Below are 18764 nucleotides of genomic sequence, written 5' to 3'. Positions count from 1 at the left end.
AAAATATACACTAATTAATCTGTATTGCATTACAAATTAATTCGGCTGTATTAACTAAATTTTGCAGTTCCTTTAACTGAAGTGAAATAGAATTATGCTGTAACAATTTATAGCATTTTGAATGAATATCTGCAATGATGGACTTTGCTTTCATAGGATTTGCATTCTTAATAAAAAGATCTGTCATTGTCCTTTGTAATAACTCTTTCATAGTTACAAGCTCATCCGAATATTGATTAACAACTTTGGGCAATACTTGCTCATCTATTATAGAGTTTAAATTTGTATTTCCATCCTTTATATGAGCACAAATAAACTGCGAACTTTGATGAGCATAAACAAGTGCTTCTAACAAAGAATTAGATGCCAAACGATTATTCCCATGCAATCCGGTTCGTGCACATTCACCCACAGCAAACAAATTAGGAATCGAAGTCTGGGAATCCATATCTACATCAATCCCACCACATTGATAATGTGCCACAGGAACAATAGGAATAAGGTCTTTCCTTATATCAATACCAATACTGTTACAGTAGTCGGTAATAGTTGGGAAATGTTTATAAAACTTTTCATAATCTAAATGCCTACAATCAATATAGACATAGTCTTTTCCTGACTTTTCAAGTTCAATCCCAATTGCGTTTGACACTATATCCCTAGTTGCAAGTTCTCCTCTGTCATCGGTTTCAAAAACAAAACGCTCATTTTTATCATTCACAATATAAGCACCAAATCCACGTACTGCCTCCGAGATTAGGAAATAAGGATTCTTATCTTTTTCATAAAGTGCAGTCGGGTGAAACTGAATATATTGCATATCACAAATTTTTGCTCCTATCCTATGTGCAATTGCAACACCATCACCGGTTGCAATAATAGGGTTGGTAGTATGTTTAAACACTTGCCCACTTCCACCGGTACACAACAATGTCGCTTTTGCACCTATTGTTTCTAATCTTGCTTCTTTTTGGTTAAAATAAATTGCGCCAACGCATCCTGAATCATCAACAATCAAATCAAAAACAATACAATCTTCAATCAAGCTAATATTTGGAGTATTTTGCACTTGCAAGAGAAGCTTATTTAAAATTTCTGAACCAGATATATCTTTATGATGTAAGATTCTATGCTGAGTATGCCCTCCTTCTAAACCTAAATCCCAATCTCCACTGCTTTTTTTATCAAATTGCACATTAAAATCCAATAGTTCTTTGAGTCGTTCAGGTGCTTGATATACAACCATCTCAACAACTTCCCTATTACTCAAATCTCCACCGGCTTTCATGGTATCTTCAATATGTTTTTCAAAACTTAGTTTCAAGTTATCAGTAACTACAGCAATACCCCCTTGCGCATATCGAGTATTACTATTCTCAGCACCGGATTTAGTCATTATAAGAATTTGCAGATCAGGTCGTTGTAGTGCTGTTTTTAATGAAAAAAACAATCCTGATGCACCGGAACCTATTACGAGAATATCTGTAGAATTACTTTTCAAGGAAAGACTATCTAAATTGTAATGAAGTTGTATAATGAGGCGGCAAATGTAATTATGAAATGGATAACATCCTTTCAATTGGCACTAATGCTTTCTTTATTAAATCATCTTGTAAGACAATCTCGGGGGTCTCGTCTCTTAAGCAACGATAAAGCTTTTCTAAGGTATTGAGTTTCATGAAAGCACACTCACTACAAGCACATGAATTATCTTCATCAACAGGCGCAGGAATTAAAATCTTATCCGGATTATCCAATGCCATTTTATGCAAAATTCCTGCTTCTGTAGCAATAATAAATGTGTCTGCTTCTGTTGTAGTTTTAATAAAATTCAAAATACCGGCTGTTGAACCAATATAATCTGCGACTTTAAGAATATGGGTTTGAGATTCAGGGTGTGCTGCAACTTTTGCATTTGGATACTTACTAATCAAATCCAACAGTTTCTCTATAGAAAAAGCTTCATGCACTACACATGAGCCCTTCCATAAAACCATATCACGACCTGTTTCACTAATTAAGTATTTGCCCAAGTTTTGATCAGGTGCAAAAATGATGGGCTGATTTTGAGGAATCGCATTGATTATCTTCTTTGCATTGGAAGAGGTGCAGACCCAATCACTCATAGTTTTAATTTCTGCTGAGCAATTAATATAAGTTACAACAACATGGTTTGGATATTGTTCTTTAAACTTTCTAAAAGCATCGGGAGGACAGCCATCAGCCAAAGAGCATCCGGCTCTCATATCGGGTAATATCACTTTCTTTCCGGGGTTAATAATTTTAGCGGTCTCTGCCATAAAATGCACTCCCGAGAACACAATTATATCTGCATTGGTTTCAGCTGCTTTTTTGGCTAAAGCTAGGCTATCGCCAACAAAATCTGCAATGTCTTGTATATCTTCTTCTTGATAATAATGTGCTAAGATAATCGCATTTTTCGCCTTACGAAGTCTGTTAATCTCAGCAACTAATTCTGATTTTTCCATGATTAAACTTGAACTACTAAAAGTAAGTGTATAAAATAAATCAAGGTGCAAAGTTACTTGATTTTAACAGAGTTTAGCATAAGAAGTAGAGAATAGAAATTGAAGACAAATAGATATAAAAAAAGAGCCTATGAATAATTCATAGGCTCTTTTCAATTCTTAATTTCTTGGTTTAGAATCTAAAATCAATTCTTTTTCCGGAATTTGATTTATCAGTGCTGGTATTCTTTTCACCTTTATAGTCAGTGATAATTCTATCTCTTGAAATACCATACTTTTCATTCAAGTGCTTAACAATTGCATCAATTCTTCTTGTATTAGTTGATGAATTGTATTTAGAACTTTTCTTATCACCGTATCCGGAAATAATCAATTTCTTATCTGGACAAGTTTTCATTCTTTCAGCAATTTGGTATAACACTGAGTAGTATTCAGGTTTAATAGTTCCATCTGAAGTTGAGCTAAAATAAATGCTAGGGAATATCACGTCTTCACATGAACAACATTGTAAAATTTCAACACCATTTCTATCAACCAATGCCCCTGGTCTAGAATGAGGTTCTTTATCAATAAAATCAGGAACACCATCTCCATCAGAGTCAATTGCAACACCATTTTCATCAACTTCAGCACCTTTAGGGCTAAATGGTTCTTGGTCTTTGCAATCAGGAATTCCATCACCATCAGTATCTACTGATTTACCACTACCATATACATTACAATCTTCAGGTGTATCGTTTTCTTTATCAAAATAGTTTGAAACACCATCTTTATCATCATCCTCAGTTACCTTTGTAACTTTCTCATCCAATTTAGTCATTTTATCATAAATAGACTCAACAGGATTTAACCAATCATAATGTTGTGGATTTTTATTTCCAAACTTATACGCGATAGTCAGGTTTATCATTGAATATTTATCAAACCATCTGTTTTTCCAAATTTCAGTATTGTAAACATCAATATTATCACTACGCAAATAGGTCATTCTATATTCAAGACCTAAATCAAAGCTCTTACTTAAATAATGCTTAAATCCAAAACCAAAAGGCATAATTAAATGACGTCCTTCATATTTTTCTGTAACTTCTTGTCCAAGATTTGGGTTGGGTGTACCTTGACCAAAATATGAATTTAGATAATAATCACCTATTGTTAGTCGTTGATCAACAAAAGTAGCTTCTGAGCGGAACCAACCTTGACCAATACCACCCAAGAAATACATCTGGGTTTTTCTTAGAGGTCTGATAAAAGAAATATTTCCGAGAGTGAATTGCGCTTGAATGTTCCAATCATGCATCTTACTGGTAAAATTAAAATTATCTTTAAACAATGTTGGACCTTGGTCTTTTCTTTCACCTGCTAATGTTCCAATATTATACTCCCCTCTTAATGCAAAAGTTTGAGAAATAGAGTATTTTAAGAACAATCCGGCATCCCAGCCAATTTTGCTTTTATCTGCATCTCCATGAAACTGGGTAATACCACCTTTTAAGCCAATAGACCATTTTTTAGCTCTTCTGTCTAGAAATCCACTTGCTTGCATGTGTTGACCGGAATCTTTTTGAAAGTTCTCACTTCCTTTTCCATCCGGATACTTAACTTGTGCATAAGGGTGTCGCTTCCATGTGTTATTGGTGTTTTCAGTTTGTGCATACGCAGAAACAACACCCAATATTAACAAAGAAAACAAAGACGATTTAATTGTTGTCATAATTACAAATTTGATTCTCTAAAATAATTAGGTCGCAAAAGTAATCCTTGTAATGAACTTAGCAAACTTTTTTTGGATTTTTTCTTGTGAATAAGTGTTTAACAACTTGTGAATAACCTAAAATTACTTTAAAATTCCACTACTTGAATATACTGATTATCACTACACCAGTCAAACAAATCAACATGTTGTTTTCCAAACTTAAATAGAAACTCCAAAAAACTTAAGTTACGTTCCTGTAAATCATTTTCAGGGAAAATCATATTTTTCAACTTCCATGCTTTTGAAATTTTTTGATTATTCCTTTCAATAATTTTTTGAGATAATGAATCAAAATGTGATTTCAAATCCTTTTTCCACATTTTAGCAAGTGCCTTCAATGATTTCACACTTTGTGGGTCTATAGCAAAGGAAACATCACATGACCTTTGAATGAGTACATCTAAATCTGCTTCTAATTCTGCATACTGAGACTGTCCGGTTATCTTTTCATTTAATATACTTGTAAATTTTTGGACAGATTGAAGCAAATCTTCTTCTGTAAAACCTAACTCATTCCATGCACTCATTGATTTACTATTAAAGTAAACAGCCATCTTTCTTAACATCAGAATAGGAAAAGGAATGTCAGCTTTGGCAAAAACATCAACTAATTGAAACCAATATGCCAATTCACCTGCACCACCAAAGTATGCTATATTTGGCAGAATGACTTCTTCATATAACGGACGTAATGCAACGTTAGGGCTAAAGAGTTGAGGATTTGTTTCTGCTAATTCTAAAAGATCATTTTGAGAATAAATCTTACCACTTGGAACCAACTTGAATTTATCATTCTCAATCCTATCGATACGCTCTCTCTTATTATTGTCAAATAAAAATAATGAAGTATCTCTTGCTCCTATTTGGGTATCAAAGCCATGCAGTTTGATTTTTTCTGAAAAAGTCTTAACAGCTTGATAAGCAAAGCTCTCCTTAATTTCTTTAACAATAAATGGCTTAAAAAACTCTTTAAGGCGTTTATTATTAGCATCTAAGGCAATCACTCCATATTGACCAAAGAAATAATTCACAATCTTTGTTGTAGCTTCTGCCAGCGTTGCCGATTCAGAATAAAATTGTTCAAATACATTGAGACAACTTCTCTCAAATTCACCTAAATTAAAACTAGTTTTAATCTCTTCAATAATTGGAATTATATGTTGGCAGCTCAGATTCCCTATTGCACCTCCTGATGCTTCATCCCAAACAAAATTTTTATTCCATAACTTAACAGACCTTATTTCTTCAAAATCATGATCCTCGGTTGCCATCCAAAATATTGGGACAAAATCCATATTGGGATGTTGTTCTTTGAGTTTTTTACAGTTGGCAACTGCACTCAATATTTTATGTGGGACATACATAGGTCCTAAAAAAATATGGATTTGCTGACCGGTTGTTAATGTATAGGTGGAGCTGTTTCGCAATAACTGGATGTTGTGCCAAACCAAACTTTTTTGTTTGTCGTCATTGGATAGGAAGCAATATTGTTGCTCCAACACATCCACCAATACATTCCTTTGGTGTTGAGAAAAGTCCTCTCTATGTTCTATGTGTTGTGCAAGATGGCTAAAATCATTTTTTATTGGCAAAAAATCAGTATCTGACTCATTAAAAATAAAGGATTTTACAAAGTCAGATAAGATATCAATATCTTTATGTGAGACAGCAATACTCATAATTATAAAGGCTTAGCAATCAAATCAAATTCTGAAGCTGATAAAATTTCAGCTTGAACAAAATCACCTTGTCGCAGAAAATACAGATTTGCATCAAATAACACCTCATTATCAACATCAGGAGAATCACCTTCTGTCCTTCCTACAAACCATTCTCCCTCTTTTCTATCTATTAGCACTTTTAGCGTTTTGCCTATTTTCTGTAAGTTTTTTTCTTCAGATATTTTACTTTGAATAGACATGATGATTTCAGCGCGTCTATCTTTCTCCTCTTGTGGCAAATTATCTTCTAAAGTATAAGAATGAGTACCTTCTTCATGAGAATAAGTGAAAACGCCCAAACGATCGAACTTAAACTGGGAAATAAAATCACACAACTCTTTAAATTCTTTTTCAGTTTCACCGGGATGTCCAACAATGAGCGTGGTCCTAATAATAGCTTCCGGCAATTTTTCTCTTATTGAATATAGCAGTTCAGCCGTTCTTTGTTTGGTTATACCTCTACGCATTGCTTTTAATACAGGGTCTGCAATATGTTGAATGGGAATATCTATATACTTACAAATATTGTCGTGTTTTGCAATGACATCCAACACATTCATTGGAAACTGTGATGGAAACACATAGTGTAAGCGCAACCACTCAATGCCCTTGACTTGTACAAGTGCATCGAGCAAGTCTGCTAATTTACGTTCACCATACAAATCAAGTCCATAATAGGTCGAATCTTGTGCAATCAATATCAATTCCTTGAGACCGTTTTTCACCAAGTTTTCAGCTTCCGTAACAATAAACTCAATAGGTTTTGAAACATGCCCACCTCTCATTAAGGGTATTGCACAAAAAGAACAAGGTCTATTACACCCTTCAGAAATTTTGAGATATGCATAATGGAAAGGTGTCGTAGTAAGACGTTCACCTACTAATTCATGTTTATAATCAGCCCCAAGCGTTTGAAGCAATTTTGGCAGCTCTCTTGTGCCAAACCAGGCATCTACCTCAGGAATCTCTTTGCTTAAATCAGCCTTATATCTTTCAGAAAGACATCCTGTAACAAAAATCTTATCAATTTTCCCGTTTGATTTTGCTTGAGCATAATTTAGAATTGTTTGAATAGATTCATCCTTAGCTAAATCAATAAATCCACAAGTATTTATAATAACAATATTAGCATCATCCTTTACAGATTCGTGAGCCACATCCATGTTATTATTTTTTAACTGACTGAACATGACTTCAGAATCCACAAGATTCTTGCTGCAACCTAATGTTACAATATTAATTTTATTCTTTTTAGCTGAGCGAACTCTCATAAAACAAAGATTCAATAAACATTGCCGGATCAAATATTCTTAAATCCTCCATTTTTTCACCTACACCAATATATTTTACCGGCACACCAAAACTATCACTTATTCCAATAACAACTCCTCCTTTGGCTGTACCATCGAGCTTTGTAAGGGCTATTGATGTAACCTCTGTTGCTTGAGTAAATTTCTCTGCTTGCTCAAAAGCATTTTGACCGGTAGAAGCATCTAACACTAACATAACTTCGTGAGGAGCCTCAGGAATAATTTTACCCATCACTTTCTTAATTTTAGTTAGTTCATTCATCAAGTTTACCTTGTTGTGCAACCGTCCAGCGGTGTCCAAGATAATAATATCATACGCGTTTTCTTTACCTTTTTTAACAGCTTCATAAGCAACAGCTGCAGGCTCAGTATTCATTCCGTGCGAATAAAAATCAACTCCTGCTCTTTCACTCCAAATTTTAAGTTGATCAACCGCACCCGCGCGAAAGGTATCACCGGCAGCTAACAGCACTTTGGCTCCGGCTTGTTTATAATGACTTGCCAATTTCCCTATTGTGGTTGTTTTACCCACTCCATTCACTCCAACAACCATCAAAACAAAAGGAGAATTCTCGGATACATTTCCCACTGCAAAATCATCCTGAAGAGAACTTTTGGATTTATTCTCAGTAAGCAATAAAGTAATTTCTTGTTTTAAGAAAGTTTTTAATTCATCCTTATTGATGTACTTTTCCTTTTCTGCTCTGAATTTGAGTCTGTCAATAATTTTGAGAGTGGTTTTGAGACCAACATCCGATGTAATTAATGCTTCCTCTAAATCATCTAAAAAATCGTCATCAACTTCTGATTTACCTGCAACCAACCTCCCAATCTTACTCAAAAAGGAAGTACGAGTCATCTCAAGTCCTTGATTAAGTGCGGTTTTATCATCGCGCTCATCTTGTTTCTTCTTAAAAAAATCAAAAAATGCCATATTATTAAACGAAAAAAGCCCTCTGTTCAGAGAGCTTATATGAAGTTGTTATTACGATAATCTAGGATTTAAAATAGTCTTTAGCCAAATCTTCCGGCAATACTTCAGCTTTAAAAATATAAGCTCCTGTTTTGTCAGATTTTACAGCTCTGATAACTTTCACATATCCTTTTTTCTCAACGCCTTGTAGTTTTGAAATCGCTTTCTTTGCCATGATTATTTAATTTCTTTGTGTACTGTAACTTTCTTTAAATAAGGATTGTACTTCTTTAATTCAATCCTCTCGGTAGTATTCTTCTTGTTCTTTGTAGTAATATATCTAGAGATACCGGCAACATTCGTATTCTTTTGCTCAGTACATTCTAAAATAACTTGAACTCTATTTCCTTTATTCTTAGCCATTTGTTAGATTTTTCCGTTGTTAATTACTCTATTTAATGCTTCTGTAATACCAATTTTATTGATAGTACGAATAGCTGAAGTTGACACTTTAAGTGTTATCCACTCGCCAGTTTCCGGTATAAAGAAACGCTTTTCTTGAAGATTTGGATAAAATCTTCTCTTAGTTTTTCTATTGGAGTGAGAAACATTGTTCCCCTTCATTGCTTTCTTTCCGGTTAAATCACATACTCTTGACATAGCCTTGTTTTCTAAATGGGGTGCAAATGTATGCATACTTTTTTAATTCTAAAAGTATTTCAAATTAAAATTTTGATTTATTTGCAATCCAATAAAACCCAACTACAGAGCCTAGTAGTCCGCATATTGTCAAGCATCTTGAAACTGTATTTGATATAGTTTTTTATACACACCCTGCTTCTCTATCAATTCTTGATGGGTTCCTTGTTCAACAATCTGCCCTTCAGACATCACAACAATTACATCGGCATCCAAAATAGTCGATAATCTATGTGCTATTACCAATGTCGTTCGACCACTTGAAAGGGTGTCTAACGCTTCTTGAACAAACCTTTCTGATTCTGAATCCAACGCAGACGTAGCTTCATCAAGAATGAGAATTTCGGGATTCTTTAATATTGCGCGAGCAATACTAATACGCTGTTTTTGCCCTCCGCTTAATTTACTGCCTCTTTCTCCAATAATTTCATCCAATCCTGCTTCTTTCTGTTTCACAAAATCTAATGCATTTGCCATACGTAGCGCCTCATACAGTTGTTCTTCGGAGGCTTCTTGATTTCCAATTTTTAAATTATTTAGAATACTATCATTGAACAAAATTGATTCTTGATTAACTGAGCCAATAAGTTTACGCAAGGAGAAAATAGAAACATCTTTGATATTATTACCATCAATCAAAATCTCCCCATCAGTGACATCGTACAGCCTTGGGACTAATTCAGTCAGTGTTGTTTTACCCGAACCTGATTGCCCGACCAATGCTACTTTAGTTCCCTTTTGTATCTCCAAATTGATATTCTTCAAAACATGATGGTGACCATAACTAAAGCTCACATTTCTAAACTCAATTTTATTAGAAAAACTGCTGATATTCTTGGCATTAGGGTGCTCATATATTTTAATATCTGTAGCCAAAATCTCTTCTAACCTATTTGCACTTGCTATTCCCTTTTGAACATTATAAAACGCAGATGAGAATTGTTTGAATGGTGGAATCAATTGGCTAAAGACTATTAAATATCCAATAAACACTTCGGGTTCAATCCGGTTTTGAAAGACCATATTTCCACCCAACCATAGCAAAACAGCAGCGATACTTATTCCAAATATTTCAGATATGGGAGATGCTGAATCAACGCGCTTGTTAACGCTAATACTCAACTTGGTTGTTTCCTTATTTACAAGTCCGAACTTCTTTCTCATAAAACTCTCCGCATTGAAGGTTTTAACTACTTTCATTCCACCCAAGATTTCTTCAAGAAACGAAAGCAATAGCCCTTGTTTTTCTTGAGTTTGCTTAGATCTTGCTTTAAGCTTTTTACCTAAAAAAGAGACTATTAATGCCGTTATGGGCAATAGCATCAAGACATATAAGGTCAACAATGGACTCATATATATTAATATGTTCAAGAAAATTATTATGGTAACCGGTTCTTTGAAAATTGACTCTAAAGAGGATGACATAGACCATTCCAGCTCTTTGGTATCATTACTCATTCTTGAAATAATATCCCCCTTTTTTTCATGATTAAAGTAACTCATTGGCAGGGAGAGTATTTTATCAAATATTTTATTCTTCAGTTTTTCAATACTCTTAAAAATCAATATTTTCAGATTAACTAAAGCCAAATAACGTGCGGTATTCTTAATAAGAATGGACACAATCAGAAACAAACAAATCAGCAGTAATGCGTACCTTTTATCTTCTGAGACTAATTCATAGAAAGAAGCCATTGCATGTTGATATACTGAATTAAAGTCTAATCCGCCAGTGTTTTCTGTAACTTCAGGTTTCTCAGATAAAAACAGAAATTTCAACAAAGGCATCGCAAGCGTTAGAGAAAATGCACTGCTGAGAATAAAAATCAGGTTAAAAAGTATATTAAGAAACATCTCTTTTCCCTGTCCTTTTGCATAGCGAAGTATTTGAATAAAATTCTTCATGAATTGAGGCGCAAATATAGGAGGGGTTCGGCATTAATCTTTACAAATTCTTCTCAGAGGCTCAGTCAGGGCAATGAATTTAAAATACTATCAACTCAATACCTGAACTTTTGCGAAAAGTGTTCAAGATATTGAGATAATTACGTCCTTTGCACAACAAACTATTGCATCGCCATGCCGAATCAAAAATCTGACAAGAGTCTATTTAGACTAATTTCCACCCTGATTTTAATAGGGTTGATTGTTACTTTAGCACTTCAAAACAGCACTTCTCAAGAAGTCAAAATTTACTTTTGGAGTTTTTCTCTCCCTCTATTTGTTTTACTCTTTTTAGCCTTTGTAATAGGAGTTTTACTGATGTTGGTACTCTTATATCCTAAGTATAGAAAAGCAGATAGTTCTGACAGTAAAATTCTAAGACTTGAACAAGAAATTACACGATTAGAGAAACAAGTAACATCAAACACAACAGAAAGCAAATGAGCAATAAGGTGGTTGTAATAGGTGGAGGCATTGTAGGTCTCGCCACTGCTTATCAGTTACAAAATAAAAACCCTAATTTACAAATCTGTATTCTTGAAAAAGAGAATGGTATTGCCCGGCATCAAACAGGGCATAATTCGGGAGTTATTCATTCAGGAATTTATTATAAACCTGGAAGTTTAAAAGCAAATAATTGTCGTTGGGGATATGATATGCTACTTGAGTTCTGTGACGAACATGGAATTGAATATGATATTTGCGGAAAATTAATTGTAGCAACTTCAGAAACTGAAGTTCTCGGCTTGGAAAAACTACTTGAACGTGGTAATGAGAACGGTTTAGAAAATTTAATCCTCCTTGAAAAAGACGAATTAAAACATGTTGAACCACATGTTGCAGGCATTAAAGCAATAAGAGTAAAACAAACAGGCATCATTGACTATAAAAAAGTTTCAGCAAAATTAGCAGAGTTAATTGTAGCAAGGGGTGGAGAGATATTATTCAACCAAAAAGTTAAAGGGATTCACAAACACAATAATCAACTTACCATTGAAACTAACCAAGGCAGCTATCCTTGTCATTTTGGGATTAATTGTGCCGGACTCTTCAGTGACAAGATATTCCAAATGGATAACCCTCAAGAACCCAATATGAAGATTATTCCATTCAGGGGAGAGTACTATAAAATAAAAGAAGAAAGAAAGCATTTGGTTAAACACCTTATTTACCCTGTCCCCGACCCTTCATTTCCGTTTTTAGGTGTTCATTTCACCCGACATATTGATGGTGGAGTGGAGGCAGGTCCAAATGCAGTGTTGGCATATAGACGAGAAGGATATCACAAAACAGATTTTAATGCGTCTGAGTTATGGGAGAGCATTTCTTGGAAAGGGTTCAGGAAAGTTGCCATGAAATATTGGAGAACTGGTTTAGGTGAAATATATCGTTCTTATTCAAAAGCTGCTTTTACAAAAGCACTTCAAAAACTTATTCCGGAAGTACAAGAATCAGATCTTTGCGAGGGGGGTGCAGGTGTACGTGCACAAGCATGTTTAAAAGACGGCTCTTTAATTGATGATTTCTTAATTGAGGAAACTCAGCAAATGATTCACATATTGAACGCACCGTCTCCCGCTGCAACTTCAAGCCTATCTATTGGCAACACGATTGCCAACAGACTAATTTCAAAAATAGAAAATCTATAAAGGTAAAGATTATGTTGAACGGTTTGAATTTCGCTAAAGATTCTCAAACAGATACTCTGTAATCTTTGTCATTAGATGTAACCGGTCTTTCCCATATACATTATGTTTATGTCCCGGATAAACATAATAATCCAGCAAAGTATTATTATTCTTAATACACTTTTGTACATACAGCAGACTATGCTGCCAAAGCACAACATCATCATCACAGCCATGAATCATAAGCAGCCTTCCTTCTAACTTATCTGCATAATTCAATAGATTTGCGCTATCATATCCGGTAGCATTATCAGCCGGGTTGCCCATATAACGCTCGGTGTACATAATCTCATACATGCGCCAATCTATTACAGGACCTCCGGCTACACCCACTTTAAAGACTCCTGGTGTTCTTGTCATTAGAGAGGTTGTCATAAATCCTCCAAAACTCCACCCATGTACACCAATACGACTTGCATCTACATAAGGTAGTTTCTTTAGATATTCTATGCCTATCATTTGGTCTTCAATTTCTTTGGTTCCCAAATGTCCATAAACAGCACTTTCAAATTCAAAGCCTCTATTTGCAGAACCTCGGTTATCAATTGTAAAGACAATAAACCCTTGTTGAGCTAAAAACTGCATCCACAAATTACTTGCCCCTAACCATGTATTACGAACCAATTGTACATGTGGTCCACCATAAACATACACAATCACCGGGTAATTTTTCTTTTCATCAAAATTCACCGGTTTTATCATGCGTGCATAGAGTGTTGTATTACCGTTTTGCAATGGAAAAATACTGGTTTCTCCCAACACATAATCTTTCAGCGGATTTGGAGCTGTATGAATATTGCGTAAGAACGCCCCTGTTTCACTGAGCAAATCCACTTTATTTGGTATAACAAGTGAGGAATATGAATCTAAGAAAAAAGAACCGGTTTTGTTTACTTGCACATTGTGGGTGCCTTGCTCAGTTGTAATTTTTCTAAGTTTTCCATTTGACAAAGCAATAGCATACACATGTCTTTCAATTGCTCCATCTTTTGTGCCTTCTACAAACACATGCTGAGTTTCTTCACTCAAACCTAAAACATTTGTTACTACCCACTCTCCTTTGGTCAATTGTCTTATTATCTTGCCATTAGTTGAATAAAGGTAAATATGGTTAAATCCATCCTTTTGACTTTGCCAGATAAATTGTTCACTATTCCAAGGCAAAAACTTGGGTCCATTCTGCGGTTCAACATACTTAGCATTAAACTCTGATAACACAATGATATCTAAATTCCCATCATCTGCCCAATAACGCTCAAGCCACATATTCTTTTGATTACGTGAAACTTTTGCGACATAAACGAACCTATCATCAGGCGACCATGTAATGTTTGTCAGATATTGATCATAAGGACCTTCAATGTTTAAATACTTGATTATACCTGTTTCAGTATCATAAATGCCCACCTTCACAGTATGGCTGGTAGTTCCCGCGAATGGATATTTGAATTTTTGCATCGTTGCGGGTTTATCTTCATTCTGATACGTATAATAATCAGTAACTGCACTTTCATCCATACGATAGAATGCAAGCTTTTTGCCGTTGTTGCTCCAGAATAAACCCTTATTAATTCCAAACTCATTGCGATGTACGGCAGTCCCATAAACAACTCCATAATGTCCATCCTCTGTCAATTTTTCGACTCTTCCTTCCTTTTTTACATATAAATTATATTCCTTGGTAAAAGCTAACAAAGTCTTGTCGCTATTCCATTCCGGATTTTCAGCATCTTTTGGAATCTCATTTACAACATTCGCTATATTATCAGTCCGATTATATCTTACTATTTTATTGCCTGAAATAAATTCAATTGTATTGTCGCTTATCCAAGTAATACGAGGAAAAGCTGACAGTTTACTTTCTTTTACAGATTCCAATGCACTATTAAGCCGGTCAAGCGTTAATGAAGAATCAATTTGAATTTTATCAATCTTCTCTAAATATAACTTCTTTGTTTCACTTCTTGAGTAAGCAAAAAATTCTCCGGATGGCAAAAAAGACAAATTAAGCAATCCTTTGGGATACAATTTTGTATTCAAAACAGCATCTTCAAGGGTTAACATTCCATATTCCTGACCAAAAGTCAAATGAAACAAAGGAAGTAATCCAAATAATAGAAAAATTTTCTTCATTACACTAATAATATTGAGTCGTGCAAATTTGCTCATAAATGAACGAATCAACAAAGGGTTCAAGTGAATTAATTTTGTAAAGCTATCAAATGATTGCATTTTTGCAGCATAATATTCAAACATGGAGAAGTACATTGAAATTATAGAACGTGCATGGGAAAATCGCAACTTATTAAAAGCCTCAAAAACAGTTGAAACGATTGAAGAAATTATTGCAATGTTGGACACAGGGAAACTTAGGGTTGCTGAACCAAAATCCAGCAAATCATTAGTAGGGCAAACTGAATGGCAGGTTAATGAATGGGTAAAAAAAGCAGTAATCCTTTATTTTCCAATCAAAAAAATGGAAACTCTTCATGCAGGATTTATGGAATTTTATGACAAAATACCATTGAAGAAAGATTTTGAAAAATTGGGAGTGCGTGTTGTTCCACATGGCGTTGCCAGATATGGGAGCTATGTTGCACCAGGAGTTATTATGATGCCTTCCTACGTAAACATTGGTGCATACGTTGACAGCGGTACTATGGTTGATACATGGGCTACAGTTGGTTCTTGTGCTCAAATCGGCAAAAATGTACATTTGAGTGGGGGTGTTGGTATTGGAGGGGTATTGGAACCAGTTCAAGCAGCACCTGTTATCATTGAAGATAATGCTTTTATTGGGTCTAGATGTATTATTGTTGAAGGGGTAAGAGTTGGTGAAGAAGCAGTGATCGGTGCCGGTGTTACTATTACTCAATCAACGAAAATAATAGATGTCACACACCCTACCCCTATCGAGTATAGAGGCTATGTTCCTCCGCGTTCAGTTGTTATACCGGGGTCTTTCGAAAAAGATTTTACCGGAGGCAAGTTTCATGTACCATGTGCTTTGATAATTGGAAGCAGAAAAGAAAGTACAGACAAAAAAACCTCTCTTAACAATGCGCTTAGAGAAAATGATGTGGTTGTTTAATACCTTTCTATGAAAGCACTCAAAATAGGATTTGATGCTAAACGTATTTATAATAATACAACCGGATTGGGTGTATATGGAAGGAGTTTAGTTAGAAATTTGGCAAAAGAGTTTCCGGAAAACGAATACCTATTATATACACCTTCTAAAACTGACCGCTTTTATACCATTACAAATAACTTTAAGGTAATTACACCTAAAACTCCATTCCATTCCTATTGGCGTTCATACGGCATCAATAAAAGTATTGCCAAACAACATCTCGATATATTTCATGGGTTAAGCAATGAAATCCCATTGAAACTCAATCCAACAACAAAATATGTATGTACCATCCATGATTTGATTTGGTTAAAAATACCCCAAACATATAAAGCAATCGATCGTTACTTCTATACTCAAAAACTCAAACACGCTTGTCATCATTGCGACATGATCATTGCAACGAGTAACCAGACTGCTAACGATTTGAAAGAACTAATGAAAGTATCAGATGATAGAATTAAAGTCATATATCAATCAGGAACAGAGGTGCCAATCCATATCAATCAAACACCACCGATTGAAGAACCTTATTTTTTCTATTTAAGCAGTTTTCAACAGCGCAAAAATCATTTGACACTTCTTCAAGCCTATGCAAACATCAAAAACAAGAGCAATCGAATGTTGGTATTAGCCGGACAAGAAGGTGAAACATTAGTTGAGGTGAAAAATTTTATTACAAAATACAAACTACATGCAGATGTCAAGGTAATAACGAATCTTACTGAAATCGATAAATATCATTGGCTCGCTCATGCTGATGCATTTATATATCCATCTTCTTATGAAGGATTTGGCATTCCTTTATTAGAGGCGATGCAACTTGGCAAACCACTTATTTTAAATGATATTCCTGTATTTAGAGAAATTGCGGGTAACTTAGCACAATATTTTTCTCTTATAGATAATAATTCGCTTGAAAATATCTTATCCAATTTTTCTGCTCAACAATTTATCTCGACCAAACCAATTGGGCTCCCTGAAAAATTCTCACCAATTTTTACAAGTAAGCAACTTCAGCACACATATTTAGAGTTGCTGTAATCAAGCGGTTACATTTCATTAATCATCTGTTTTTCAATGTAATACAACGAGGTATTATTATACTGAAAATAAAATATAAAAAATAATTTGTAAATATCAATCAAAAAGAGTTTACCTTTGCCGCCCATTTATTTCAATTCATTGCAAAATGAAAAACAGGTTTTTAACCACAAAAACAAAAAAAATATCACAATTTACATTTTTTTTGTTAACTACAACTTCATTATCATTTTCTAATCTCAATGCTCAAACAGGACCGGGTGGTGTAGGAAGTTCTTCCAACAATGTACTTTGGCTTAGAGCTGACAAAGGGGTTTATAATGACAATGGAATTACCAATGCATCTAATTCGGACAATGTATATCAATGGCAAGACGCTTCCGGCAATGGAAAGAACGCCATTCAAACTACTGCATCTAACAGACCTAATTATTATTCCAACCAATTAAATGGCTTACCAATAATAACTTTTACAGGTTCGAATAACGATTTTTTGGAATCAGTAGGTGTTACAACAAATAATAGAGCATCTGTTTGGACTGTTGCTTCATACAATAGTCTTCCCACTCCTAACCCAGGAATCATACAAGGACGCCCATCCACAGTTTTAAACCCTGCTGCACCTGGAGATAAATCCATCGGAATGTGGGTAAACAGTAGCACCTCTAATATTTGGGGGCGCGGAGTACAATCAAATGGTGTACAACAAGACATTCCAAAAGGGACAACGATTGCAAGCAAAACATTCTTTATTGCAAACAACATATACAGAAGTAATCGAATTGACCAATACGTGAACAGCAGTGCTTCAAACAACAACTCTTCATTTGATGGTACGCTGCAATCTTGGTCAAGTATCAATATAGGCATGCAAGCTGCCGAATCTTGGGATGGAAATATTGCGGAAGTGATTGTTTTTAATATTGAGCTAAATAATACACAACGCATTATTATTGACAACTACCTTTCTGCAAAATACAATTTACCTTTATCTTCAAACAAACTTTATGTACAAGACAATGTTGCTAATGGTGGATTTTCTTTTGAAGTTGCGGGTATAGGCAGAATTTCTTCGACTGATTTACACACAGATGCAGAAGGTAGTAGTATCATTAGAATTAATAATGCCCAAGATCTAAACGATAACGAGTTCTTTATTTGGGGTCACAACAATGGAGATATATTAGTTTCAGATATTTATGATATGCCTTCAACTGTGAAAACTCGCATGGGGAGAACGTGGAGGATAAACGAGGTCAATAACAGTGGGACAGGAGTAGATGTAGGTGCAATTGATATTACATGGGATTTAAGCAGCCACCCCGGACCTATTAATGCAAGCGATTTGGTTTTATTAGTAGATAATGATGGGGATTTCTCAAATGCAACTACTATTACCGGTGCAACGAATATGGGTGGCAGGAAATATAAATTTTCCGGTGTTACTGCTTTGAGTAACAACAGCTACTTCACTCTTGGCTCTTTAAATAGCAAATTAACACCGCTGCCGATCGAACTGTTACGCTATGACATCAAAAAAATAAGCTCAACATCATGTACAATACAATGGGTTACTGTTGAAGAAGTCAATAATGATTATTTTACATTATCAAAATCCATAGACGGAATACATTGGGTGAGTCTTGCCTTTATACCAGGTACAGGAAATAGCCACCAAGAAAATTTGTATGAGTTTATTGACAATCATACAATTAACGGTGTTACATATTACAAATTAACTCAAACAGATATTGACGGAACAACAACCGAATTAGGTATGAGAATATTGGACAACAGAGTTGCTCAAAATGACTTCATCCTTTACCCTACTTCTGTTGAGAACAATTTATATATCAATGCACCAAATCAAACTACCAACATTTCTATTGCTATTACAGATTTTAATGGGCGCTCATTTGAACCGAATATTATAAAACAATCAGATTCAAAGTTAATGATAGACATGAGCGCATTTCAACGCGGTGTGTACTGTATCAAAATTATTAGCAATCATTCAGTGCTAAATTACAAGGTAATTAAAGAATAAAAGTCTTTAATCAAACTTGT

General features: G+C 34.8%; 16 protein-coding genes. 5 read left to right on the top strand and 11 right to left on the bottom strand.

Annotated elements, in window-relative coordinates:
- Nucleotides 1-10 precede the first annotated feature (10 nt).
- The 10 genes from nadB to M0R38_02145 all read right to left on the bottom strand — a co-directional run bounded on the left by nadB (nt 11) and on the right by M0R38_02145 (nt 10793).
- Nucleotides 11-1501 (bottom strand): L-aspartate oxidase, encoded by a 1491-nt coding sequence (gene nadB / locus M0R38_02190; protein MCK9480554.1) that lies wholly within the window; start codon nt 1499-1501, stop codon nt 11-13.
- Nucleotides 1502-1553: 52 nt separating this feature from the next.
- Nucleotides 1554-2489 (bottom strand): quinolinate synthase NadA, encoded by a 936-nt coding sequence (gene nadA, locus M0R38_02185; GenBank protein MCK9480553.1) that lies wholly within the window; start codon nt 2487-2489, stop codon nt 1554-1556.
- Between the two features lie 172 nt (nt 2490-2661).
- Entirely contained in the window at nt 2662-4203 is a 1542-nt protein-coding gene (locus tag M0R38_02180) for an outer membrane beta-barrel protein (protein ID MCK9480552.1), read from the bottom strand.
- Between the two features lie 128 nt (nt 4204-4331).
- Nucleotides 4332-5924: a bacillithiol biosynthesis cysteine-adding enzyme BshC gene (gene bshC, locus M0R38_02175; protein MCK9480551.1), complete on the bottom strand. Its 1593-nt coding sequence runs from the start codon at nt 5922-5924 to the stop codon at nt 4332-4334.
- Between the two features lie 2 nt (nt 5925-5926).
- Nucleotides 5927-7237: a 30S ribosomal protein S12 methylthiotransferase RimO gene (gene rimO, locus M0R38_02170; GenBank protein MCK9480550.1), complete on the bottom strand. Its 1311-nt coding sequence runs from the start codon at nt 7235-7237 to the stop codon at nt 5927-5929.
- The gene (gene ftsY / locus M0R38_02165; protein MCK9480549.1) at nt 7218-8210 is read right to left on the bottom strand and encodes a signal recognition particle-docking protein FtsY; all 993 of its coding nucleotides are present in this window, start codon (nt 8208-8210) and stop codon (nt 7218-7220) included. Before ftsY ends, rimO begins: the two co-directional genes overlap by 20 nt.
- 61 nt (nt 8211-8271) lie before the next feature.
- Entirely contained in the window at nt 8272-8424 is a 153-nt protein-coding gene (locus M0R38_02160) for a DUF4295 domain-containing protein (GenBank protein ID MCK9480548.1), read from the bottom strand.
- A gap of 2 nt (nt 8425-8426) precedes the next feature.
- Nucleotides 8427-8612: a 50S ribosomal protein L33 gene (rpmG, locus tag M0R38_02155; GenBank protein ID MCK9480547.1), complete on the bottom strand. Its 186-nt coding sequence runs from the start codon at nt 8610-8612 to the stop codon at nt 8427-8429.
- A 3-nt stretch (nt 8613-8615) separates the two neighbouring features.
- A complete protein-coding gene (gene rpmB / locus M0R38_02150; protein MCK9480546.1) occupies nt 8616-8849 on the bottom strand; it encodes a 50S ribosomal protein L28 in 234 nt (77 codons plus the stop codon).
- A gap of 129 nt (nt 8850-8978) precedes the next feature.
- Nucleotides 8979-10793 carry an ABC transporter ATP-binding protein/permease gene (locus M0R38_02145; GenBank protein ID MCK9480545.1) on the bottom strand — a complete coding sequence of 605 codons (1815 nt, stop codon included), beginning with the start codon at nt 10791-10793 and terminating at the stop codon, nt 8979-8981.
- Nucleotides 10794-10967: 174 nt separating this feature from the next.
- On the opposite strand from M0R38_02145, the gene M0R38_02140 reads away from it, so the two are divergent.
- Together M0R38_02140 and lhgO are read left to right on the top strand one after the other, a co-directional pair.
- A complete protein-coding gene (locus tag M0R38_02140) occupies nt 10968-11276 on the top strand; it encodes a LapA family protein (protein MCK9480544.1) in 309 nt (102 codons plus the stop codon).
- Nucleotides 11273-12481, top strand: coding sequence for an L-2-hydroxyglutarate oxidase (lhgO, locus tag M0R38_02135; GenBank protein MCK9480543.1), 1209 nt, complete (start codon nt 11273-11275; stop codon nt 12479-12481). The genes M0R38_02140 and lhgO overlap by 4 nt, the downstream gene beginning before the upstream one ends.
- 33 nt (nt 12482-12514) lie before the next feature.
- Here the strand turns inward: lhgO and M0R38_02130 are convergent, their stop codons facing one another.
- Nucleotides 12515-14752, bottom strand: coding sequence for a S9 family peptidase (locus tag M0R38_02130; protein ID MCK9480542.1), 2238 nt, complete (start codon nt 14750-14752; stop codon nt 12515-12517).
- 22 nt (nt 14753-14774) lie between these two features.
- On the opposite strand from M0R38_02130, the gene M0R38_02125 reads away from it, so the two are divergent.
- From M0R38_02125 to M0R38_02115, 3 genes are all read left to right on the top strand, one after another.
- On the top strand, nt 14775-15611 hold the full coding sequence (locus M0R38_02125; GenBank protein ID MCK9480541.1) for a 2,3,4,5-tetrahydropyridine-2,6-dicarboxylate N-succinyltransferase: 837 nt from the start codon (nt 14775-14777) through the stop codon (nt 15609-15611).
- Between the two features lie 9 nt (nt 15612-15620).
- On the top strand, nt 15621-16697 hold the full coding sequence (locus M0R38_02120) for a glycosyltransferase family 4 protein (protein MCK9480540.1): 1077 nt from the start codon (nt 15621-15623) through the stop codon (nt 16695-16697).
- Between the two features lie 148 nt (nt 16698-16845).
- On the top strand, nt 16846-18744 hold the full coding sequence (locus M0R38_02115; protein ID MCK9480539.1) for a T9SS type A sorting domain-containing protein: 1899 nt from the start codon (nt 16846-16848) through the stop codon (nt 18742-18744).
- Nucleotides 18745-18764: the final 20 nt, after the last annotated feature.

The organism is Bacteroidia bacterium (assembly GCA_023228875.1).
Taxonomy (GTDB): domain Bacteria; phylum Bacteroidota; class Bacteroidia; order NS11-12g; family UBA955; genus JALOAG01.
Note: the sequence above shows the minus strand (reverse complement) of the source record. Positions and strands in the feature narration are given on the sequence as shown.